Origin of the sequence: Mobilicoccus sp., assembly GCF_032060985.1 — a bacterium.
Lineage (GTDB): Bacteria > Actinomycetota > Actinomycetes > Actinomycetales > Dermatophilaceae > Mobilicoccus.
In genome coordinates this window covers 286339-309111 of sequence record NZ_DAMBGD010000003.1, presented here as the reverse complement: position 1 = coordinate 309111, position 22773 = coordinate 286339, and the positions used below count along the sequence as shown (strand labels likewise).

Genomic DNA, 22773 nt, shown 5'->3' with positions numbered 1-22773 from the left:
CAAAATTCACCCCCGAGCCGAAGCACAGAATCCGGACGGTGGATCAGGGCTCAGTGCGGGTGGCGGCGGTGGGCGTCGGGGTAGTGCCGGTGGCGGTGGGTGCGGGCATCGTGGGTGTGTTCGTGCACGTGGGTCACGTCCGGGCACATGACGGGCGCCACGTGGTCGTGCCGGGGAGGGCCGTCGTGACCGTCCGCCCGTCCGTGACCGTGGATGCCGCCGCGCACGTCGATGCCGCCCTGTCCGCGGGAGTCGTCATCTGACCGGCCGGAGGCGGTCGTGGCGTCGCGTGCCCTCCCGTCGCGCGTCTGGGAGACACGTGTGCGTCCGTCGCGCGTCCGCTCCGGATCACCCTGGTCGGGATGGACGTGCTCGCGATGACCATGGCCGAGACGCGCGTCGTCGTGATGGGCGTGGTCGTGATGCAGGTCGTCGTGGCGGTGGGCGTGAGTGTGGGTGATCGGGGTGTGGGTGTGCTCGTGGTCGTGCCGCTCGGTGACGTGGAGCCACACGCCTGCGGCCATGAGGACACCGGCGATCAGGAGCGGGGGCGTCACGGGCTCGCCGGTCGCCACTGCGAGCACGGCCCCGAAGAACGGCGCGACCGCGAAGTAGGCCCCGGCCCGCGCGGTGCCGAGGTGGCGTATGCCGACGATGAACAGCGCGAGGCTCACCCCGTACGCGAGGACGCCGACGGCCGCCCCCGCGGCGAGGACTCCGGCTCCCGGCCATCGTGCGCCCAGCATCACGGCGAGGGCGAGGTTGACCGGGCCGGCGACAAGATCCTTGATCATCGCGAGCCACGTGGCATCGGTGAGGGAGAGGCGGCCGGTGAGGTTGTTGTCCATGCCCGAGGCGAGGCACGCCCCGAGGACGGCGAGCACGGGGAGCGCGCCCGCGAACGTCGCCTGCCCCGGTCGGCTGAGGACGACCGCTCCCGCCGCGATGAGGGCGAAGCCGGTGACGATGCGGCGATCGGTGCTCTCTCGGAACAGGACCCACGCGATGAGCGCGGTGAGGACGCCCTCGGCGTTGAGCAGCAGCGATGCCCCGGATGCGGGCATCCTCGCCAGCCCGGACATGAGCAGGACCGGCCCGATCATGCCGCCGGAGACCACCGCCCCGGCCAGGGCGGCGCGGTCGGTACGGGGGAGTCGCACGGCGGGAGCGCGCCGACCCCGCCGATAGGCCCACAGGGCGACCCCCGAGGCCGTAGAGCACCCCCGCGAGCATCCACGGGCTCGTCGCGCCGAGGAGCGTCTTCGACACCGGCGTCCCCGCACCGAACAACACGGCCGCGCCCAGCGCCGCCAGGACTCCCACCGGCGGAGTCCGACCCGTCAAGGACCTCATGTCCTCAGTCTCGACCCGTCGTCCGTCGTCCGTCGCCTCACCGGCACCCCTGCCCGGATCGCGGGTCGCGTCCGCATCGACACCTGCCTCGTTCCGGGGGAGCCGTGTCAACCGGCCCCGACGTGCGACGACTCCGGTCGGGCCGGGAGACTCGCGTCACGCTCGCCCACGGCCCGGCGGGGAGGGGTCGTGAATCGAGTGGGGTGCGGGGGGTCGGGACCTCGGGTGCACCGTCGAGGGCGCCGGAGAGCAGCCAGAGCACGGTGTTCTCGTCGGCAGTGACCTCCAGCTCGTCACTCGTCCGGATCGCGGCTCGAGCCTGCCGCTCCGCCTGCCGCACCCACCGCGCCCGCCCGGGCGCGTCGATGACGGCGAGGGATCCGATGCGCCCCGTCGCGTCGGCACGGTAGCGGGCCCGGACGGTGCTCCCCGACGGAGCGGCTCCGACGACGATGCCGACGAGGCGCCGGAAGACCTCGACGGCCCCCCGCCGACCCTCGACCACGAGCTCGACGATCACCCCGCGCGTCCGGGCCGCGGCGATGGCGGCCCGCAGGTCGTCGTCGAGAAGGGAATCCGCGAGCAGTTCGTCCCGAATGGTGCGTTCCAGGGTCAGGCACCGTGAGCGGAGGTCCGGGGTCAGCTCCACCCCGTCGGCGAGGTCCTGCAGGATCGGGACCACCGCCGCGTCGAGGCGCCGCGCCCGGGAGGCGATGTGCCCGACTCGCGCATCGGCCGCCGCCGCGGCGAGTCGGGCATACCCCTGCCGGGAGTCCCGCTCAGCGATTCGGAGCGTCGTCGAGCGCAGCGCGCCACGAACGCCGAGGAAGGGGATGAGGTGGGCGACCACCGCCGTGAGGCCGGAGTCGATGCTGGACAGGTGGATTCGTCCCTGCCCGGCGTGCGCGGTGACGAGGGCGATCGCCGCCAGCACGACGAGCGCCGGCGCCGTCGCGACCGGCCACCTCAGCGACAGGGCGGCCAGGGGGGCGATGAGGCCCGGGATGAACCAGTACCGCCAGTCGTCGACCTCCGGGTGCAGGAGCAGCGACCCGAGGACGCCGACGGTGAGGGCCTGCACCCCGACGATGACCCACGAGGCCCAGGCGTGACACGTGGGCAGGAAGGCGAGCAACGCGGTCGTGATGACGACCACCGCCATGGCCGCGAGGACGGTCGGCGGAGAACGGAAGTGGCGGAGGTTGAGGGCCCCGATCCACAGCGGGACGACGAGCGCGACGGTGCCGCAGCCGATGGCCGGCCAGTACCGGCTGCGGTCCCAGCCGTGGGTGGCGGCCACGCGCAGGGAGTCCGATCTCCGCCATCTCAGCGTGACGGTGGTCCCGGCGCCGGGGGACGAGACGACGGAGGCCGTCCCACCGACGGCGTTCATGCGGCTCTCGATGCCGTGGGTGAGGCCCAGTCCGCGGGGGGACACCATGCGCGGGTCGAACCCCGCGCCGGCGTCGGTGATGGTCACCTCGGCGCCCACCTCGTCCACCGCGCCGACGACGCGTGCGCGCGACTCACCGGAGTGCAGGGCGACATTGGTGAGGGCGGCTTCTGCGGCGCGCGCCAGTGCGTCGGTGACGTCGGGGTCCGAGCAGGTGCCGCGCACGTCGAGGTCGAGGTCGAGCCCCAACCGGGCGCCGAGGTGGAGGATGTGCTCATCGAGGGCGATCTCCTCGGTGGAGCGGGACCGGGCGGTCAGCGCGTCGACCGCCTCTGCCGCGAGAAGCCGCGCGTGACGGTCGGATTCCGCGCTCGTGGCGCGGCCCACCAACCGGAGCGAGCCGAGGATCTTGTCGTGGACGATGCCCTTCCACCGCTCCTGCTCGTCGAGTCGAGCCGCCGCTCGGGCGAGGTCCTCCTGCGCGCGCCACAGTCGCCGCGACGCCGCCTCGACGTCGGTCGCCGCCTCGTAGAGCATCGAGCGCCCGACCCGGATCGCGACCATCGTGTTGCTGTGCGCGAGCGTCTCCAACAACGCCTGCGGCCAGCCGACGACGGGCGCCCGGAGGAAGGGGACGACGAGAGCATGCACCAGCACCGCCCACTCCCAGCGGCGGAACAGCAGCACGCTCACGGCGACCGCCGGGGCGGCGAGGTACATGAGAGGCGGGTAGACGGATCCAGGACCGGGCCGAGGGACCAGCAACGCCAGCGGCATGACGACGAGTCCCGCCACGGCGTAGGCGCTCAGCGCGGTGCTGCGCCTCCGACCTCGGAGGAGGTCGAGTGTCGCCACCCCGATGGCCACGGCGACGAACGCCACCGCGACGAGGTCGCCCACCCGGACGTCCTCGAGCGCGAGCATCTGGACGACGGTGGTGAGCACCGACAACGCCGCGAGGCAGATGCCGACGCCGATGACGGCGCGGTCGAGGATGCGGGTGGTCATCGCAGGTCGATGTGGGGCTCGTCCGGAGGGGGGAGGAAGCCGTCCTCGACGGCCCGCATGTACAGGTCGGTCTTCGTGCCCGCCTGGCGACCGAGCTCGGTGTACTTGCGCCGCACCCGGAGCAGATACTCCTTGACGGTGTCCGGCGTGACGATCATGCGACGGGCGACGGACTTGAGCGGCAGACCGGTCGCGTAGAGGCGCAGCGCCTCCTGCTCCCTCGCGGAGAGGTGCGGGCTCTGCCAACCGGCGTCGTTGTCGAGGGCGGCCGCCCAGATGTCCGACAGGTAGGGCTCGCCGTCGACGACGTGGCGGACGGCCCTTGCGAGCTCCGAGAGCTCCTCGTGCTTGCCGACGATCCCCAGCGCACCGGCCGCCAGGCACGAGGCGATGATGCGCAGCCTCACCTCCTGGGTGAACAGCAGGACCGGCCATCCCCGTCGGCGGAGCGTCTCGACGTTGTCGGCCGGGTCGGAGCCGTCACCGAGCTGGATGTCCAACAGGACGAGATCGACCCCGTCGGTCCCCGCGGCGACGATGAGTTGGGCGAGGTCGCGGGCGACGATCGCGTCGATCGTGCAGGTGAGGTACCCGGCCAGGGCTTCGACCACTCCGTGGAGGATCGCGGGGTGGTCGTCGACGACCGCCAACCGCAGCGTGTCCATGGCGAGATTGTCCGCGTTGCGGGTGTCTTCGCCCAGCTTCCGTTCGGGTGATTTTCATCCAGGGTGGCCACATGCGGCGGGCCCCGGCTCGTTCGGCGACGACGCGGCGCGCTCGGCGATGTCCCCCGAACGGGCGATCACCGCGGCCCTTTCCCTACGCCGCCGGAACCGCGACAGTGAGAACGCGGAAGACCGCCGTCCGTCGGGGCGACCACCCCGGAGGCGGCGACGAGAGCTGGTGACAGGGCGGGCCGCTGCTCGGTGGTCGGGTGGCGGCGCGACCGAGTGCGTCGAGTACGTGGAAGGCCGGTGACCACCGGCACCCGTCGAGCAGAGGAGCCACCATGTCCGTCGAGAGCCCGTTCGAGATGTCGTTCCCGTTCACGCCCGGTCCCTTCGTCGCCTCCGGCGGGGGTGTCATCGCCGTCGTCCTGCTGGTCACCTCGCTGCGAGTCACTCTCACCGCGGTCCAGGTGCTGGGGGTCAAGGCGGCCGTCGTGATGGTCGGGTGCCTGGTGATCCTCGCCCTGAAGGTGCGCCGGCAGAGCGTGCCTCCCTGCGCCCTCCGTCGGCATGGGACCTGCGGTGGCGTGCACGGGAGGTGTCACCACCACTGACGCGCCGCACCTGGCGGGGCCTCGTGAGATCGCAGGAAAGGATGCGGTGACGTGGTCGCCAGGACGACCACCCGGCCGCGTCGTCACCTGCGTCGTCGGGCGCAGCGGGGCCGCGGCTGGGCCGGTCGGTATAGGAAGGCGCCGCTCGATCGTGTGGGCCGCCGTCGACCGCCCCGCACACGAGGGTGCGGTCATCCCCGTCCCTGGACGACCTGTCCTCAGCAGCAGGTGGCGTCCGCCGGTGGGAGGTCGAGGAAGGCGCGGACGTCGTGGAGTGCTTCCGGGCGGACGGTCCAGTGCACCCACCGGCCACGCTTCTCGCGGGTCACGAGTCCCGCGTCGTGCAGCTTGGCCATGTGGAACGACAGGGTCGGTTGTGAGATGCCGAGGGCGTCGGGGAGGTGGCACGCGCAGGCGGTGCCGGCGACTGAGGCGGCGATGTATCGCAACAGGCGCACGCGGGTGGGGTCGGACAGCGCCTTGAAGACCACGGCGAGTGCCTGCGCCTCGGACGCTGCGAGCAGGTCGCACTCCGCACCCGGGCAGCAGACCTCGTCGACGGCCGACGCGTCGTCCGATGCGTCATCGGTCGGAGCGTGGCGGGTCGACATGGCTTCCACCGTACCGAACGTATTGACAAACGTCCATGTGTGGCGTTGACTCGCTTATCGATGATCGTCGATACGTCGAGAGGGCTGGAGATGTCGAAGCGTCCGTCGGTGCTGTTCGTCTGTGTGAAGAACGGCGGGAAGTCGCAGATGGCCGCGGCGCTCATGCGGCGGCTCGCCGGTGACGCCGTCGCGGTGTCATCGGCCGGCACGAAGCCGGGCTCGTCGCTCAACCGCGAGTCCGAGGCCGCCATGGTCGAGGTCGGCGTCTCGATGGTGGGGGAGAGGCCCAAGGCCATCGATCCCGCGGTCCTGGCCGGGGCCGACCGCGTCGTCGTGCTGGGATCCGAGGCGGTCGTGGAGCCGATGCCCGGCATGCGCGGCACGATCGAGACCTGGGAGATCGACGAGCCCTCGCTGCGGGGCATCGACGGGATGGACCGGATGAGGCTGGTGCGCGACGACATCGACGCCCGCGTCCGCGCCCTGTACACCGACCTCACTCGCGAGGACGGGGCTCCGGAGAACGCGGCGACGGGCCCGCGGGACACCACCTCCGGCCCACGGATCCGGGTTTACGAGCCCGCCCTGTGCTGCAACACCGGCGTGTGCGGGCCGGATGTGGACGAGGCGCTCGTGACGTTCACCGCCGACCTCGCGCACCTGCAGGGCATGGGCATCGACATCGATCGGCACAACCTCGCGAACGATCCGGGCGCCTTCGCCGCGGAGCCTCCGGTCGCGGCCTTCCTCCAGGTGGCGGGATCGGCGGGTCTGCCGCTCGTCCTCGTCGACGCGGTCACCGTCGCGACCGGCCGATACCCCGACCGCGCCGAGCTCCTGCGCCTCTCCGGTCGCGCAGATGCCGGTGCGATCGCCGCCTCCGGGCCGACCGGTGACGCCCCGCAGACGCACGGGCCCGACCTCGGACTCGCGCCCGCCTCGGGGTCCGGCGGCTGCTGCAGCGGCACCACCACGACTCCCGGATGCTGCTGACCGATGTCCGACGCCACCATGGCCCCCGCGACCGAGACCCCCATGGCCGCGGCGTTCCTCACCGACCTCCCGCGCGTGGTGTTCTTCACCGGCAAGGGCGGCGTCGGGAAGACGTCGCTGGCGTGCGCGAGCGCGGTCCGTCTCGCCGACGAGGGACGACGCGTCCTCCTCGTCTCGACCGACCCGGCCTCCAACGTCGCCCAGGTCCTGGAACAGACGATCGGCAACCACCTCACGCCGATCACGTCCGTGCCGGGGCTGGACGCCATCGAGATCGACCCCGAGGCCGCCGCGGAGGACTACCGCGAGAAGATCGTCGGTCCGGTGCGCGGCCTGCTCCCGGAGGCCGAGATCGCGACGATCACCGAGCAACTCTCCGGCTCGTGTACGACCGAGATCGCCTCGTTCAACGAGTTCACCGACCTCCTGGCCGACGACGCCCTCATCGCGCCGTACGACCACGTCGTCTTCGACACGGCACCGACCGGTCACACCATCCGGCTCCTGCAACTGCCCGGGGAGTGGACCTCTTTCCTCGAAGCCGGCAGGGGCGATGCGTCCTGCCTCGGCCCGATGGCCGGGCTCGACAAGGCGCGGAGCACGTATGCCGCGGCCCTCGCCCGACTGCGCGACCCGTCCCAGACGCGCCTCGTCCTCGTGGCCCGCGCCCAACCCGCCGCCGTGCGCGAGGCCGCCCGGACGGCCGAGGAACTCGCCGCCGTCGGCATCACCGGGCAGCACCTCGTCCTCAACGCGACGATGCCGGCGCCCGGCCCCGACGCCGACGACCTCGCGCGGGCCGTTCACGCCCGGGAGCAGGACTCCATACGTGCGATGCCGGCGCCCCTCACCGAACTCCCCACGACGACCGTCGCGCTGCGTCCCGCCGCGGTCCTCGGTGTCGACCTCCTGCGCGCGTTGCTGGGAGGTCCCACCACCGCCACGTCCGTCCTCAGCCCCGCGGGTGATCCGTCCGCGGTGGAGCGTCCGGACCTCCCGGGACTGTCCGTGCTGGTCGATGATCTGGCCTCCGCCGACCACGGCCTCGTCATGTGCATGGGCAAGGGCGGGGTCGGCAAGACGACCGTCGCGGCGGCCCTGGCGGTCGCCCTCGCAGACAAGGGCCACCGGGTCCACCTGTCGACGACCGACCCGGCCGCCCACCTCGACGACGTCCTCGCCGAGAGCGACCGCGCCGCGACCATCACGGTCTCCCGGATCGATCCGCACGCCGCGACGACCGCCTACCGGGAACGGGTTCTCGCGACCAAGGGCGCCCACCTCGACGACGAGGGTCGCGCGCGACTCTCCGAGGACCTCCTGTCGCCGTGCACGGAGGAGGTCGCGGTGTTCGGGGAGTTCTCCCACCTCGTCTCCCTCGCGCGTCGGCAGTTCGTCGTCGTCGACACCGCGCCCACCGGCCACACGCTGCTCCTCATGGACGCGACCGGGTCCTACCACCACGACATCGTGCGCAACCTCTCCCCTCACGACGCGGCGCATGTCACCACCCCGCTGATGCGGTTGCAGGACCCGGACCTCACGAGAGTCGTCATCGTCACCCTCCCCGAGGCCACGCCCGTCCAGGAGGCGGTCGACCTCGCCGACGACCTCGGCCGCGCGAGCATCACCCCGTGGGCGTGGGTCGTCAACGCCTCTCTCGCCGCGACCGGCACGACCGACCCGCTGCTGTCCGCCCGGGCGCTCGCCGAGGGGCCTCACCTGCAACGGGTGCGGGAGGTGGCGCCCCGCGTCGCCCTCGTCCCGTTGCTCGCGACCGAACCCGTGGGAACGGACGCCCTGCGGCAGCTCACGTCGACGCCGACCTGACCGAGGAGTCGCCCAGCGCGACGCACACGCGGGACACCGCCGCCACGACACCTCACACCGGAGGCGAGATCTGAGACCGGAGGACATGGCTTCCGGTCCGAAATGCTCGCCTCCGGTGTGAGGTGGGGCACCGGGCGGGTGAGAGATGGCTGCGCGGGTTCCCCCGCCGAGACGGAGGGGAGGGGGTTGTCGGGCGTCGCTGTTAGCCTCGTCGGCGGGCCCGATGACGGGCCTTCAACCCGACGGACGGCACAGCGGAGGAAGCCGGTGAGAACCCGGCACGGTCCCGCCACTGTGACCCCCGGTCGCCGACGTCGTCGGTGGTCGTGGGGGAGTCAGGAACTCCGGCCGCCCGTCCTCCGTCCCCGGGGCGCGGACCCCGAGAGAGGCCACGATGTTCCTCCTGCTGTCGACCTCCGACACCGACCTCCTGTCGGCGCGCGCCGCCAACGACCTCGGCGTCGGCGCCGCCGAGACCCCTGACGCCGAGGCGGCCGACACCCCCGGCGCGGCGCCGATCGAGTGGCGCTACGCCAACCCGGTCAAGCTCGACCGGCTGCACCTCGCGGCGGACGACGGCGACGAGGAGGCCCGGGCCGCCTCCCGGCGGGCGCATCTCGCCGCGCAGCTCGACGAACTCCTCGACGGGGTCGACCTCGTCGTCGTGCGTCTCCTCGGTGGTCGGCGCGCCTGGGAGGAGGGCCTCGACCTCCTCCTCGCGCCCGACCAGACGCGACCCGTCGTGGTCCTCACCGGGGAGCAGGCCCCCGACGCCGAACTCATGACCGCCTCGACGGTCCCGGTCGGCGTGGCGACGCAGGCCCACGCCTACCTCGCCCACGGCGGGGCAGCCAACCTCGCGCAGCTCGGGGCGTTCCTCTCCGACACCGTCCTCCTCACCGGGCATGGGTTCGCCGCGCCGCAGGCCGCTCCCGCGTGGGGGTCGCTCGGCTGTACGGGCGCCTGCCTCGCGATCCCGGCCTCCGAGCGTCCCCAGTGCGGCGTCGCGGCGTGCCGAGCGTGGTCGGAGGCCGACGGCGCAGGTCAGGGCGCCTTCGCGGGTCAGGACGTGGTGGCAGGCGAGGACGCGCACGAGGGGCAGGACCACCGCCCGGTCGTCGCCGTCCTGTTCTACCGGGCCCACCACATGAGCGGGAACACCGCGTTCGTCCACACTCTCGCCGACGCGATCGTCGAGGCCGGTGGCCGTCCGATGCCGCTCTACGTCACCTCGCTCCGCGAGCCCGACGCCGACCTCATGGCGACCCTCCGTCGGGCCGACGTCGTCGTCACGACCGTCCTCGCCGCCGGTGGCACCGTCCCGTCGGCCGCGCAGGCCGGGGGCAACGAGGACGCCTGGGACGCCGGAGCGCTCGCCTCGCTCGACGTGCCGATCATCCAGGGCCTCGTCCTCGGCTCCTCCCGGCAGGAGTGGCTCGAGAGCGACGACGGCGTCACCCCGCTCGACTGCGCGACCCAGGTCGCGGTGCCGGAGTTCGACGGCCGCATCATCTCCGTGCCGTTCTCCTTCAAGGAGGTCGACCCCCCGGAGAAGGGTGGGCTGCCCCGCTACGTCGCCGACCCCGAACGGGCGGCGCGCGTCGCCGGCATCGCCGTCTCCTACGGGCGCCTCCGGGCGACCCCGCCGTCGGAGCGTCGCCTCGCGATCGTCCTGTCGGCCTACCCCACCAAGCACGCCCGCATCGGCAACGCCGTCGGCCTGGACACGCCCGCGAGCGCGATCCGCCTGCTGCACCGTCTCGCCGAGGCCGGGTACGACATCGGCCCGAGCACCGGTGACGGCTCACTGCCCGGCGTCGAGTCCGGCAACGGTGACGACCTCATCCACGCGCTCGTCGCCACCGGCGGGTACGACCAGGCGTGGCTCACCGAGGAGCAGTTGGCCTCCAACCCCCTGCGCGTCCCCGCCGGCCTCTACGAGCAGTGGTACGCCCGCCTCGAGCCGGAGCTGCGCGAGCTCGTCGAGGAGGCGTGGGGTCCGGCGCCCGGTGAGCTGTACGTCGACGAGCACACCGCCGCCCGCCGCGGTGACACGCCCGGGAAGTCGCTCATCATGGCCGGTGTCCGCGCGGGCAACGTCGTCGTCATGATCCAGCCGCCGCGCGGCTTCGGGGAGAACCCCATCGCGATCTACCACGACCCCGACATGGCGCCGAGCCACCACTACCTCGCGGCCTACCGGTGGCTCGAGGCTCCCGTCGAGGAGGGCGGATTCGGCGCCCACGCCGTCGTCCACCTCGGCAAGCACGGCAACCTCGAGTGGCTGCCCGGCAAGTCGACGGCGATGGCGGCCACGTGCGGCCCCGACGCCGTGCTCGGCAACCTGCCGCTCATCTACCCCTTCCTCGTCAACGACCCCGGCGAGGGCACCCAGGCCAAGCGCCGCGCCCACGCCACCCTCGTCGACCACCTCGTCCCGCCGATGACCCGCGCCGACTCCTACGGCGACATCGCCAAGCTCGAGCAGCTCCTCGACGAGTACGCGCAGGTCAGCGTCATGGATCCGAGCAAGGCGCCCGCGGTGCGGCAGCAGATCTGGACCCTCATCCAGGCCGCCCGCCTCGACCACGACCTCGGGCTCACCGGCGAACGGTCCCTCGACGACAAGCTCGACGACACCGACTTCTTCGACGACTTCATCCTCCACGTCGACGGATGGCTCTGCGAGATCAAGGACGTCCAGATCCGCGGCGGCCTGCACATCCTCGGTGAGGCGCCGACGGGGGAGTCGCGGGTCAACCTCGTCCTCGCGATGCTCCAGGCCGCGCAGATCTGGGGCGGTGAGCACGCGCTGCCCGGGCTGCGGGAGGCCCTCGGTCTCGACGAGGGGCTTAAGGAGCGCCAGGCGACCGACGACGTCGAGGCCGCCGCCCGCGGCCTCGTCGAGGCGATGGAAGCCGCCGACTGGTCCCTCGACGCGGTCGACGACGTCGCCGCCCGGGCCCATGAACTCGTCGCGGCCGGGGTGCGCGGCGAGGCCGGGGTCGGGACCACGCTCGACACCACGAAGGTCACCGCGATCCTGCGGTTCGCCGCCACCGAGATCGTCCCGCGGCTCGCGGCGACGACCGACGAGATCGACCGCGTGCTGCACGCCCTCGGCGGGGGGTTCGTCCCGCCCGGCCCCTCGGGCTCGCCGCTGCGCGGCCTCGTCAACGTGCTGCCCACCGGCCGCAACTTCTACTCCGTCGACCCGCGGGCGATCCCGAGCCGCCTCGCCTGGGAGACCGGCCGTGCCCTCGCCGACTCCCTCGTCGATCGCTACGTCGCCGACCACGGCGAACCGCCCGCGAACGTCGGCCTGTCGCTGTGGGGCACCTCGGCGATGCGGACCGCCGGCGACGACATCGCCGAGGCCCTCGCCCTCATGGGCATCCGGCCGGTGTGGGACGACGCGTCCCGCCGGGTCAAGGACCTCGAGGTCATCCCGCTCGCCGAACTCGGGCGTCCTCGCGTCGACGTGACGCTGCGGATCTCCGGCTTCTTCCGTGACGCGTTCCCGCACGCCACGGCGCTGCTCGACGACGCCGTCGCCCTCGCCGCCGGGCAGGAGGAACCCGAGAGCGACAACTACGTCCGCGCCCACGTCGAGGCGGACCGCGCGGCCGGGATCGACGAGCGCGCCGCCCGCACCCGGGTGTTCGGCTCCAAGCCCGGCACGTACGGCGCGGGGCTCCTGCAGCTCATCGATTCCCGCGACTGGCGCACCGACGCCGATCTCGCCGAGGTCTACAGCGTGTGGGGCGGTTACGCCTACGGGCGCGATCTCGACGGTGTCCCCGCACGCGAGACGATGGAGCGCACGTACAAGCGCATCCGTGTCGCCGCGAAGAACGTCGACACCCGCGAGCACGACATCGCCGACTCCGACGACTACTTCCAGTACCACGGCGGCATGGTCGCGGCCGTGCGCTCGCTCACGGGCGCCGATCCCGAGGCGTACATCGGGGACTCCACGCGCCCCGAACTCGTCGCCACCCGAACGCTGCTCGAGGAGACCTCACGGGTGTTCCGCGCCCGCGTCGTCAACCCCAAGTGGATGGCCGCGATGCGGGAGCACGGGTACAAGGGCGCGTTCGAGATGGCCGCGACCGTCGACTACCTCTTCGGCTACGACGCGACGACCGGCGTCGTCGACGACTGGATGTACGACCGCCTCACCCGCGAGTACGTCCTCGACCCGGTCAACCGCGACTTCCTCGCCGAGTCCAACCCCTGGGCGCTGCACGGCATGGCCGAGCGTCTGCTCGAGGCGGTCGATCGCCGCATGTGGGCCGAGCCCGACGCGGAGGTCCTCGCCGAACTCCGGCAGGCCTACCTCGACTCCGAGGGCGACCTCGAGGGTGACGACGAGGACGACCGATGAGTGCCGAGGCCACGTTCCCGTTCGCCGCCGTCGTCGGGATGGACGACATGGGGCTCGCCCTGTGCCTGTCCGCCGTCGCGCCGGGCATCGGTGGGGTCCTCGTGCGCGGGGAGAAGGGCACGGCGAAGTCGACGATGGTGCGGGCCCTCGCCGACGTCCTCCCCCCGATCGACGTCGTCGACGGTTGCCGGTTCGCCTGCGACCCGCTCGCTCCCGACCCCGACTGCCCCGACGCGACCCGCCACCGCTCGACCTCCCACGGCCGTCCCGTGCGGCTCGTCGAACTGCCGGTGGGGGCGAGCGAGGACCGGGTCGTCGGGTCGCTCCACCTGCGAGAGCTGTTGTCCAGCAGCCAGGTCGAGTTCGATCCGGGGCTGCTCGCACAGGCCAACCGGGGCATCCTCTACGTCGACGAGGTCAACCTCCTCCCCGATCACCTCGTCGACACCCTGCTCGACTCCGCCGCGATGGGACGCGCGCGCGTCGAGCGCGAGGGCGTGTCGGTGACGCATGCGGCACGGTTCGTGCTCGTCGGCACGATGAATCCCGAGGAGGGAGAGCTGCGCCCGCAGCTCCTCGACCGCTTCGGTCTCGCCGTCGACGTCGCCGCGAGCCGCGACGTGGAGACGCGCGTCGAGGTCGTCCGGCGCAGGCTCGCGTTCGAGGCCGACCCGGCCGCGTTCGCGGCGCGGTACCGGGAGGAGCAGCACGAGCTGGGTGAGCGGATCGCCCGGGCCGAGGAGTTGCTGCCCCACGTCGACCTCACCGACGACGTCGTGCGGCTGATCTCGACGATCTGTGCCGAGTTCGACGTCGACGGGATGCGCGGCGACCTCGTCACCGCCCGCGCGGCCTGCGCGCACGCCGCGTGGAGTGGGCGCACCCACGTGAGCGGGGAGGACGTCCGCGTCGCGGCCCGCCTCGCGCTGCCGCATCGTCGCCGGCGCTCGCCGTTCGACGACCAGAGCGGCGACGACCTCGAGGACATCCTCGACCAGACCCTGGGGGAGGAGCCGCCGCCCCCGCCGCCGGAGGACCCCACCGACCCCGCCGACCCGAATGACCCCACCGATCCGGACGACCCCGACGGGCCCGGCGGTCCGGACGGCGGTGGCGCGCCGGAGGACTCCTCCGGACCTCCCGGAGACGGCCCCGCGCCGGAGACCCGCCCGGAGTCCGACGCGCTCCCCGACGATCTGCCCGACGCCGAGCCACCGACGGAGGACAGACGTCCCCCGTCGTCGGCCGGCACGGGTGGGACCCGGGGGACACGCCCCGGGAACCCGTACCGGACGCGTCTGTTCGCGCTCCCGCACGCGGGCTCGGGTGTCGCGGGACGTCGCTCGTCGGCCGACGTCGCGACGGGTCGGCACGTGCGTGCCGTTCACCCCGAGGATCCGCGTGGACGGGGCATCGCCCCCACGGCCACCGTCCTCGCCGCGGTCACCCGGCATCTCGGTGACGCGTCGCAGTCGGCCACACCGCCCCTGCACGCAACACCGCCGGCGCACGGCACACCGCCCCTGGACGACGGTGTCGACGGCTCGTCCGCCGAGGTGGGGGCCCGTACCGGGGGAGTGGCAGGGACAGCCGGAGAGCTGCGGCCCCGACGCGCAGCCGACGTCCCTGCGGTCGAGGTGCGCCCCACCGACCTGCGCCGCAGCGTGCGGCGGGGCAAGGAGGGGAACCTCGTCGTGTTCGCCGTCGACACCTCGGGCTCGATGGGCGCGGCCGAGCGCATCCGTCAGGTGAAGACGGCCTGCGTCTCGTTGCTCCTCGACGCCTATCAGCGGCGCGACAAGGTCGCCGTCGTCACGTTCAACCGGCACCGGGCCACCGTCGTCCTGCCCCCGACGAGCAGCGTCGACCTCGCGGAACGACTCCTCGCCGACGTCCCGACCGGTGGTCGGACCCCTCTGGCCGAGGGCCTCACGACCGCGTACGAGGTCGTGCGCCGCGAGCGGGTCCGTGATCCTCACCGACGCGCGCTGCTCGTCGTCCTCACCGACGGACGTGCGAGCGCCGGGGGCCGGCAGGCCCTGTCGCGGGCCCATCGTGTCGCCGACGGCCTCGCGCAGGACGCCGCCCGCACCGGCGCGTTCGGGTGTGTCGTCGTCGACTGCGAGTCCTCCCGGGCGGGCTTCCGGCTCGGGTTGGCCCGCGACCTCGCCGCCCACCTGCGCGCCGAGTACGTCGATCTGCCCGAGCTCGCGACCTCCCTCGCCCCCGCCCGCACCGCCTGAGAAGGGCTCCCGCGGGTCCGGGAGGACGTGGGGAGCACGCGGGGAGGACACGCGGAGCAGCGGAGAGGACGCGGAGACGCGCAGCGGCCCGAGCCGCCGGGCACCCGGTCCCGCCCGGTGCGTCGGCGGCGGCCGGTACGGTCACCGACATGACGACGCCGACGCTCGACCTCCTGGCTCCCGACACGGTGTGGGTCACCGACGGCGGCCTCGCGACGCAGCTCGAGGCGATGGGCCACGACCTCACGGATGCCCTGTGGTCGGCGCGGCTGCTTCGCGACGACCCGGGCGCGATCGTCGAGGCCCACCTGGCGTTCCTGCGGGCGGGCGCGCGCGTCGTCACGACGGCGAGCTACCAGGCCTCCTACACGGGGTTCGCCGCCGCCGGGATCGAGGCGGACGAGGCGACGCGTCTGCTCCTGCGGTCCGTGGAGCTCGCTCGTGAGGCCCGCGACCGGTACGAGGCCGAGGGCGGGGGCGGACCACGCCGTGGAGGGCGGGCCGTCGTCGCCGCCTCGGTCGGGCCCTACGGGGCGAGTCTGGCCGACGGGTCGGAGTACCGCGGCCGGTACGGACTGAGCGTGGGGCGGTTGCGCGACTGGCATGCCCGGCGGGTCGAGGTGCTCGCCGGCAGCGGGGCCGACGTCCTCGCGGTCGAGACGATCCCCGACGCCGACGAGGCGCAGGCGATCCTCGACCTCGTCCGCGGTGGCGGGGTGCCCGCGTGGCTGAGCTACACCGTCGAGGACGGGCGCACCAGAGCCGGGCAGCCGTGGCCGGAGGCGTTCGCGGTGGCGGCCGACGCCCCCGAGGTCATCGCCGTCGGGGTCAACTGTTGCGCCCCGGGCGACGTGCTGCCCGCCGCGCGGACCGCTCGAGAGGTCACCGGACTGCCCGTCGTCGCCTACCCCAACTCCGGAGAGGGGTGGGACGCCGCCGCCCGATCCTGGACGGGCACGGCCGCATCCCTCGGCGACCTCGCGCCGAGCTGGATCCAGGCCGGCGTCCGCCTCGTCGGCGGATGCTGCCGTGTCGGCCCGGAGCAGATCGCCGAGCTCGCGCGCGTGGCCGCGCGGGTGCGAACCCCGTGAGGGGCGTGGGTGACGTGCACGGGTGAGGTGTGCCTCGGGACGGAGCGAGCAAGCACGCGTGTGCGTGGCCACGGTGGGCGAGCCGGGGGACGCTCGAGGTGACAGGCGTCGGGGTGGCCGGGGCGAGGCACAGGGTCCAGGTGACCGAGTACGGGTGGAGCCACGAGGACACCGGCACGAGGCAGGCGTGCCCCACCCGTCCCTCGGCCCGACCCCACCCGGCCGGTGTCCCCCGGACGGACCACACGCAGGCCGGTGGCCGCCCGTCGGGGCAGGAGCACGATGCAGGTGTCTGCTCCCCCTCCCAGGAGAAGGTCATGTCACCTCGACTTCTGTCACTCGCCGTGCCCACCGCCCTCGCCCTCGGCGCCGTCCTCGCCCCGATCCCCGCCGCGTCCGCGGCGCCCGGTCCCTCGACCACCACGGTGGACGCCACGGCGTTCGCCCCTCCCCGCACGGGACGGGCCACGCTGAGCGTGCCCCGCCGGGTCGAGGCCGGGAAGCCGTTCACCGTCAGCGGCAGAGCGCCGCTCAAGACCCGGGTGACGATCCAGGCTCTTCAGGGGCGGAAGTGGGTCGCCGTGCGCCCGAGCGTGGGGGTGTCCCGCAACGGCACCTACTCGGCGAGTGTCCGACTCACCACGGCCGGATCCGTCACCCTGCGTGCCGTCGCCACCGGTCCGACCCCCGCGACGAGCTCTGGTGTCCGCACGGCGGTCTTCGCCTGGTTCGACGTCGCGGCGACCGAACCCACCCGCGGCACCAACCTCGTCTACGGCGCCACCGAATCCGTGAACGGCCGCGTCTACCCGCTGTCGATCAAGCAGGACACCGGTTGGTACAGCGACTCATCGGCTGACTGGAACGTCAACCGCGTCTGCTCGATGTTGCGGACGACGGTGGGCGTGTCAGACGTGAACAGGTCCACCGCGGTGGGTCGCGTCGAGGTGTCGGCCGATAACGCCGTCGTCGTCGACGAGCCCGTCCGGTTCGGCGCCTCCGCGGTGTGACTGCCGACATCAGCGGGGCGCTCCGCCTCACCTTCACCACCTACCGGACGAGCGACGTCACGGTGAACCCCGTGTTCGGGCGCCCGCAGATCCTCTGTTCTCGGAACCCGTTCGAGTAGACCCCCGACGGCTCGGGCCGTCGGGTGAGGCGGATGGACGCTCGCCGGCCCGCCGACGAGGCGGAGCCGCCATGACCTCGACGCCGGTGAGGGCGTCGAGGTCGTCGCGGTGGCCCGTACGTCATCGCCGTGGCTCCGCCGACCGGGAGGTCTCGCCGTCTGCGTCGTCGGGGTCGTGCGTCGATGTCGGGACGAAGAGGTCTCAGGCGCCGTGCTCGTCGTGTGCGGTGCTCGTGGCGCACGGCGTCCGGGGCGTCTACTCTCGTGATTCGGGGGAGTCGCCGCGATCGAGGGTCGGAGGTCCCGTGCCCGTGAACCACCGAGAACGCCGTCGTGGCGGTGCGGGACGACGTCCCGGGATCCTCGTCACGAGTGCCCTTGCCGTGCTGCTCGGCGGCATGGTCGCAGCCGGACTCGTGCTCGGGCGTCACCCCGCCACCGCTTCCCACGCCCTCGGGATGGCTCGTCGCGCCGTCGGAGCGGCAGCGGCGGGCCGACGCTCGGTCGAAGGCGTGACCGGGACCTCCACGCTGCCGACGGATGTGTCTCGCATCCGGTCCGTCGTCGTGCTGGGGGACTCCGTGACGACCGGGTCCACCTGCGACTGCACGCCGTTCGGCGACCTCGTCGCGGCCCGGCTGTCCTCGCGTCTCGGGCACCGCGTCGCCGTGACCGAGGACGGCGTCGACGGCTCGACGGTGCGGTTCCTCCGGCAGCAGCTCGAGGCGGACGACGACGTGCGCACCGACGTCCGCCGGGCGGATCTCGTGCTCGTCACGACGGGAGCGAACGACCTCCTCGACCTCGCGGGCAGGGAGAACGACACGCCCGCGTGTGCGGAGTCCTGCTTCGGGCCACGCGCCCGCAGCGCCGCCGGCGGCGTGGGCGGGATCGTCGATCGCATCCGCGGTCTCAACCCGGACGCCCGGATCGTCGTCACCGACTACTGGAACGTCTTCACCGACGGGGATTCCGTGGGCGCGGGCACGACCCGGTACAACCGTGCGGTGACGCAGGCGTTCGACGACGCGCTCCACGCGGTGGTGAGCCCGACGGGCGCGACATGGGTCGACCTCGTCGAACCGTTCTCACAGGTCGCGGCGGGCGGCGCGCCCCTCCTGCTCGCCGACGGCGATCATCCCTCCGCGGCCGGTCACCGACGGATCGCCGAGGCCGTGCTCGTCGGGCTCGGTGCCTCCGGTGGGTGATGGCCGGCGGCCGGCTTCCTCGCCGCCGGAGGTGATGTGTCCGGTCCACCGGTCGTCGGTGGAGGGCGATACGGTCGGGCGGACCGAGGTCCACCCGCGACCCGACGCCCCGAACCACAGGAGTTGCCATGCCCCAGGCTCAGCCGGCCGTCGTTCCCGACGACGGACTCACCACGCGTCAGCGCCGCAACCGCGCGATCCTCGCCGTCCACACGGGGGTCGGCAAGGGCAAGTCCACCGCCGCCTTCGGTCTCGCCCTCCGGGGCTGGAACCAGGGGTGGGACATCGGTGTGTTCCAGTTCGTCAAGTCGGCGAAGTGGAAGGTGGGGGAGGAGAGCGTGCTCACCCGCCTGGGGCGACTGCACGAGGAGACGGGCGAGGGCGGCCCGGTCGAGTGGCACAAGATGGGCTCGGGGTGGAGCTGGAGCCGCAGCAGCGAGGGCGACGACGCCGAGGCCCGTCACGCCGCCGACGCGCGCGAGGGCTGGGAGGAGATCAAGCGCCGCCTCGCGCAGGAGCGTCACGACCTCTATGTCCTCGACGAGTTCGCCTACCCCATCAAATGGGGGTGGGTCGACGTCGATGACGTCGTCGAGACGCTGCGCAACCGGCCGGGCAGGCAGCACGTCGTCATCACCGGCCGCGACGCCGACCCGCGGCTGCTCGAGGTCGCCGACCTCGTCACCGAGATGACGAAGATCAAGCACCCCATGGACGCCGGCCAGAAGGGGCAACGCGGCATCGAGTGGTGAGTCCGAGCCGACAGCGGTGTCGGCGCCGACGTCGTCCAGGGCCACCGGCGCCGCGGGACTCCCACGCCATGCCAGGGCGAGGGCTCGAGCTGGACAGGCCGCCTGCGTGGGATGATCGTGCGCGGAAGGAGTCTGGGCTGGGATGAGCGGGTTCGTGCACTGGTTGGATACGCGGCAACGCCGCCATCCGATCCTCGGTGGGCCCCTCGCCGTCGTCTACAAGTTCTTCGACGACCAGGGGTTCTACCTGTCGGCCCTCATCGCCTTCTACGCGTTCCTCTCGTTGTTCCCCCTGTTCCTCCTCTTCTCCACGATCCTCGGCTTCGCCCTCGAGAACGACCCTCACCTGCGGACGCAGATCCTCGAATCCGCGGCTCGGCAGATCCCCGTCATCGGTCAGCAGATCGAGACCCACGAACTCCGGGGCAGCGGCACCGCCGTCGCGATCGCGATCGGCACGGCGGTGTTCGGTTCGCTGGGGGTGGCGCAGGCCATCCAGAACGCGATGAACGTCACCTGGGGCGTGCGTCGGCACGACCGACCGAACCCGGTGACGAGCCGGCTGCGCAGCCTGGCACTCCTCGCGGTGCTGGGGGTCTTCGTCGTCGCGACCACGTTCATCTCCCAGGTGGGTGCCTTCCTCGACTCGAGCCTGCCGTGGGCGACCGACACGTCGGCGATCGTGCTGGTGCTGGGGTCGTTCGTGCTCTCGGCGATCGCGTTCGTCGTGATCTGCCGACTCGGCACCGCGGAGCCGCCGGAGGTCTCCGAGCTGCTCCCCGGCGCGATCCTCGCGGCATTCGCCTGGCAGGCCCTGCAGACGGGTGGGAGTGCGTTCGTCACCTCCGTCGTCGCGCGGGCCTCCGCCACGAACGGGGTGTTCGCGATCGTCCTCGGTCTCATCGCGTGGCTCTACATCGGGGCGATCTCGCTCGTCCTGTGTCTCGAGACGAACATCGTCTACGCCCGCCATCTCTACCCGCGCTCGCTGCTCACCCCGATGACCGACCGCGTCGACCTCACCGTCGCCGACCGGGCCGCCTACGCCCGCCTCGTCAGGGCCCAGAGCCTCAAGGGATTCCAGAACGTCGAGGTGACCTTCGACTACGACGGTCAGTACGCGAGCGCCTACCGCAAGGAGGAGATGAAGAGGCGCACGGCGAAGGCGCAAGCCGACGGCGCGGTCACACGCATCCTGCGCCTCGGCAACGGCTGGCGTCGGGCGCTGCCCTCGTCCGTGGACGTCCACTTCGACGCGCTCGCCGATCTCGTCCGTAAACCCGTCTCCGGCACCGTCGCCGAGGTCACCCGCGGCGGCGCCGACCCCGGCGCCGAGAAGGCCGGCGCGTCGCCGCATCCGCCGGCCGACGACGGCACCCCGCACGGTCCCGTGGCGGGCGCCCCTGCGTCCGGTGCCCCGAGCTCCACCGCCGCCGGTCCTCACGCCTCGAGCCCCGACGACGCGCACCACGCCGCTGCGGGCGCGGGCGCCACCGAGCACCGCCGTGCCGGGGGTTCGCGCGGGGTGAGTGCGCACGCGCACAGGGCGGACGCCAAGCTCGGCGTGAACCCCGGAAGCGGTGCCGGGGGGAAGGTCGGCACGGTCGACGACGCCACCGAGGCCGAGACCGGGGGAGGCCGGTAGCCGGTCGTCGGTAGCCGGTCGAACGGGCGCGACCCGGCCGGCGCCGGGCCCGAGCGCAGCCGCGCCTCGTGCGCGCGGGGGCGGGTGGGTCGGACCTGCGGGGACACGGGACGGAGGTCACCCCTGCCCGGAGCACGCTCGCCGGGGCGCGTCGCGCTGATAGGCTCACCGCCGCCGACCCGCTCGGGCCGGCACGTCGTCGCAAGGCCGACGCCTCGGAGGAAACCGGTGCGACACCGGTGCGGTCCCGCCACTGTGACCACGGCGCGCTCGCCGTGGGAGCCAGGAACTCCGGTCGGTCGTGAGCTGTTCCGGGGCGCGGATCCCGGAAGAGAGGTCCGTCCGTGTCTTCCTCCCCCTTCGCGCAGTCAGCGCCGTCTGCGGGCGCCGGGGACTCCGACACCGCCTGCCACCCGCATGGCCGTTCATGGACCCTGCCGCGAGTCGTCATCGCCGCGCCGTCCTCCGGCAGCGGCAAGACGATGGTGACGACCGGCCTCCTCGCAGCCCTGCACGAACGGGGCGTCCGCGTGAGCCCCCACAAGGTCGGCCCCGACTACATCGATCCCGGCTACCACGCGGCGGCCTGCGGTCGGATCGGGCGCAACCTCGACGCCCACATGCAGGGCACCGAGCGCATCGTTCCGCTCCTGCTCCACGGCGCCCTCGTCCCGCAGCCCGCCGACGTCGCCGTCATCGAGGGCGTCATGGGCCTGTTCGACGGCGCGCTCGGGCGTCGCGGTTTCGCGAGCACGGCGCACATCGCCGAGCTCACACACAGCCCCGTCGTCCTCGTCGTCGACTGTGCGTCGACCTCCCGCAGCGTCGGTGCTCTCGTGCACGGGTTCGCGACGTTCAGCCCCGGGGTGCGCCTCGGCGGCGTCCTGCTCAACAACGTCGCCTCACCGCGGCACGAACGCGAGGCGCGGGCGGGGGTGGCAGAGGCGGGCGTGCCCGTGCTCGGGGCCATCCCGCGGCGGACGGACGTCGTCGTCCCCAGCCGTCACCTCGGTCTCGTGCCCGCGGCCGAGCGCGCACCGGAGTCCCGTTCGGCGGTCGAGGCGCTCGCCCGTCTCGTCGCCGAGCACGTGGACCTCGACGCCATCCTCGCGCTCGCCCGCACCGCGCCCGACCTCGACGACGTCGACCCCTGGGATCCTGCCGCCGAACTCGCCGCGACCGGGTGGCTCCCCACCGACGGCCGTCGGCGCGTGGCCGTGGCCGGAGGGGAGGCGTTCACGTTCTCCTACGCCGAGAACACCGAGCTGCTCGAGGCCGCCGGTCTGGAGGTCGTCACGTTCGACCCGCTCACCGACACCCTGCCGGACGGGGTCGACGGGCTCGTCGTCGGTGGCGGGTTCCCCGAGGTCCACGCGCTCGGACTCTCCGCGAACGTCGCGCTGCGCGACCAGATCGCCGCGTTCGCGGCGGAAGGCGGGGTGATCTCGGCCGAGTGTGCGGGGTTGCTCTACCTCGCCCGGAGTCTCGACGACCACCCGATGTGCGGCGTGCTGCCGGTCACCGGACGGATGACCCCACGCCTCACCCTCGGGTACCGCGAGGGGGTCGCCCTCACCGACAGCGTCCTCGGCCCCGAGGGGACCCGCGTCGTGGGGCACGAGTTCCACCGCACCGTCGTCGAGCCCGCGATCGGGGCCGCTCACGGCGACGCCCCCCACCGCGCCTGGGCGTGGCGTGACCACGAGGGCGAGACCCGTCGCGACGGCTGGGTCGACGGCTCCGTCCACGCCTCCTACCTGCACCTGCACTGGGCCGGTGCCCCCCGCCTCGCCGCCTCGTTCGCCGCGGCCGTCGGGGCCGGGGAGATGACGTGACCGTGCCGGCTCC

At 73.1% G+C, this 22773-nt stretch carries 16 protein-coding genes and 2 riboswitches; of the genes, 12 read left to right on the top strand and 4 right to left on the bottom strand.

Going from position 1 to position 22773, the window contains the following annotated elements; genetic code table 11:
* Positions 1-50: 50 nt before the first annotated feature.
* The 3 genes from RT054_RS04510 to RT054_RS04500 all read right to left on the bottom strand — a co-directional run bounded on the left by RT054_RS04510 (position 51) and on the right by RT054_RS04500 (position 4419).
* Positions 51-1160: a DMT family transporter gene (locus RT054_RS04510; protein ID WP_313022295.1), complete on the bottom strand. Its 1110-nt coding sequence runs from the start codon at positions 1158-1160 to the stop codon at positions 51-53.
* Positions 1161-1390: 230 nt separating this feature from the next.
* On the bottom strand, positions 1391-3754 hold the full coding sequence (locus tag RT054_RS04505) for a hypothetical protein (protein WP_313022294.1): 2364 nt from the start codon (positions 3752-3754) through the stop codon (positions 1391-1393).
* Positions 3751-4419: a response regulator transcription factor gene (locus RT054_RS04500; protein WP_313022293.1), complete on the bottom strand. Its 669-nt coding sequence runs from the start codon at positions 4417-4419 to the stop codon at positions 3751-3753. Before RT054_RS04500 ends, RT054_RS04505 begins: the two co-directional genes overlap by 4 nt.
* Before the next feature lie 344 nt (positions 4420-4763).
* Here RT054_RS04500 and RT054_RS04495 point away from each other — a divergent pair, with 344 nt between their 5' ends.
* Positions 4764-5036, top strand: a complete 273-nt coding sequence (locus RT054_RS04495) for a hypothetical protein (RefSeq protein WP_312718831.1) — start codon at positions 4764-4766, stop codon at positions 5034-5036.
* Positions 5037-5254: 218 nt separating this feature from the next.
* Here RT054_RS04495 and RT054_RS04490 read toward each other — a convergent pair whose 3' ends face one another.
* Positions 5255-5647 carry a metalloregulator ArsR/SmtB family transcription factor gene (locus tag RT054_RS04490; RefSeq protein ID WP_313022292.1) on the bottom strand — a complete coding sequence of 131 codons (393 nt, stop codon included), beginning with the start codon at positions 5645-5647 and terminating at the stop codon, positions 5255-5257.
* 90 nt (positions 5648-5737) lie between these two features.
* On the opposite strand from RT054_RS04490, the gene arsD reads away from it, so the two are divergent.
* From arsD to RT054_RS04435, 11 genes are all read left to right on the top strand, one after another.
* Complete coding sequence (gene arsD / locus RT054_RS04485) at positions 5738-6640, top strand: arsenite efflux transporter metallochaperone ArsD (RefSeq protein WP_313022291.1); 903 nt, start codon at positions 5738-5740, stop codon at positions 6638-6640.
* Between the two features lie 3 nt (positions 6641-6643).
* Positions 6644-8470, top strand: coding sequence for an arsenical pump-driving ATPase (arsA, locus tag RT054_RS04480; RefSeq protein ID WP_313022290.1), 1827 nt, complete (start codon positions 6644-6646; stop codon positions 8468-8470).
* 257 nt (positions 8471-8727) lie between these two features.
* Positions 8728-8815, top strand: a riboswitch (cobalamin riboswitch).
* A gap of 49 nt (positions 8816-8864) precedes the next feature.
* Positions 8865-12857: a cobaltochelatase subunit CobN gene (cobN, locus tag RT054_RS04475; protein WP_313022289.1), complete on the top strand. Its 3993-nt coding sequence runs from the start codon at positions 8865-8867 to the stop codon at positions 12855-12857.
* On the top strand, positions 12854-15100 hold the full coding sequence (locus RT054_RS04470) for a VWA domain-containing protein (protein WP_313022288.1): 2247 nt from the start codon (positions 12854-12856) through the stop codon (positions 15098-15100). The genes cobN and RT054_RS04470 overlap by 4 nt, the downstream gene beginning before the upstream one ends.
* 149 nt (positions 15101-15249) lie before the next feature.
* Complete coding sequence (mmuM, locus tag RT054_RS04465; protein ID WP_313022287.1) at positions 15250-16191, top strand: homocysteine S-methyltransferase; 942 nt, start codon at positions 15250-15252, stop codon at positions 16189-16191.
* Positions 16192-16508: 317 nt separating this feature from the next.
* On the top strand, positions 16509-17201 hold the full coding sequence (locus RT054_RS04460) for a hypothetical protein (protein ID WP_313022286.1): 693 nt from the start codon (positions 16509-16511) through the stop codon (positions 17199-17201).
* A complete protein-coding gene (locus RT054_RS04455; protein WP_313022285.1) occupies positions 17198-17320 on the top strand; it encodes a hypothetical protein in 123 nt (40 codons plus the stop codon). Before RT054_RS04460 ends, RT054_RS04455 begins: the two co-directional genes overlap by 4 nt.
* A gap of 305 nt (positions 17321-17625) precedes the next feature.
* Positions 17626-18528, top strand: a complete 903-nt coding sequence (locus tag RT054_RS04450) for an SGNH/GDSL hydrolase family protein (RefSeq protein WP_313022284.1) — start codon at positions 17626-17628, stop codon at positions 18526-18528.
* Positions 18529-18656: 128 nt separating this feature from the next.
* Positions 18657-19280: a cob(I)yrinic acid a,c-diamide adenosyltransferase gene (gene cobO, locus RT054_RS04445; RefSeq protein WP_312718821.1), complete on the top strand. Its 624-nt coding sequence runs from the start codon at positions 18657-18659 to the stop codon at positions 19278-19280.
* 142 nt (positions 19281-19422) lie between these two features.
* Positions 19423-20925, top strand: coding sequence for a YihY/virulence factor BrkB family protein (locus RT054_RS04440; protein ID WP_313022283.1), 1503 nt, complete (start codon positions 19423-19425; stop codon positions 20923-20925).
* Between the two features lie 218 nt (positions 20926-21143).
* Positions 21144-21217, top strand: a riboswitch (cobalamin riboswitch).
* A gap of 52 nt (positions 21218-21269) precedes the next feature.
* Positions 21270-22760, top strand: a complete 1491-nt coding sequence (locus RT054_RS04435; protein WP_313022282.1) for a cobyrinate a,c-diamide synthase — start codon at positions 21270-21272, stop codon at positions 22758-22760.
* Positions 22761-22773 lie beyond the last annotated feature (13 nt).

Coding starts and splice junctions, on each gene's coding strand:
- RT054_RS04505 (WP_313022294.1), bottom strand. CDS start 3,754: ATGACCACCCGCATCCTCGACCGCGCCGTCATCGGCGTCGGCATCTGC.
- RT054_RS04500 (WP_313022293.1), bottom strand. CDS start 4,419: ATGGACACGCTGCGGTTGGCGGTCGTCGACGACCACCCCGCGATCCTC.
- RT054_RS04495 (WP_312718831.1), top strand. CDS start 4,764: ATGTCCGTCGAGAGCCCGTTCGAGATGTCGTTCCCGTTCACGCCCGGT.
- RT054_RS04490 (WP_313022292.1), bottom strand. CDS start 5,647: ATGTCGACCCGCCACGCTCCGACCGATGACGCATCGGACGACGCGTCG.
- arsD (WP_313022291.1), top strand. CDS start 5,738: ATGTCGAAGCGTCCGTCGGTGCTGTTCGTCTGTGTGAAGAACGGCGGG.
- arsA (WP_313022290.1), top strand. CDS start 6,644: ATGTCCGACGCCACCATGGCCCCCGCGACCGAGACCCCCATGGCCGCG.
- cobN (WP_313022289.1), top strand. CDS start 8,865: ATGTTCCTCCTGCTGTCGACCTCCGACACCGACCTCCTGTCGGCGCGC.
- RT054_RS04470 (WP_313022288.1), top strand. CDS start 12,854: ATGAGTGCCGAGGCCACGTTCCCGTTCGCCGCCGTCGTCGGGATGGAC.
- mmuM (WP_313022287.1), top strand. CDS start 15,250: ATGACGACGCCGACGCTCGACCTCCTGGCTCCCGACACGGTGTGGGTC.
- RT054_RS04460 (WP_313022286.1), top strand. CDS start 16,509: ATGTCACCTCGACTTCTGTCACTCGCCGTGCCCACCGCCCTCGCCCTC.
- cobO (WP_312718821.1), top strand. CDS start 18,657: ATGCCCCAGGCTCAGCCGGCCGTCGTTCCCGACGACGGACTCACCACG.
- RT054_RS04440 (WP_313022283.1), top strand. CDS start 19,423: ATGAGCGGGTTCGTGCACTGGTTGGATACGCGGCAACGCCGCCATCCG.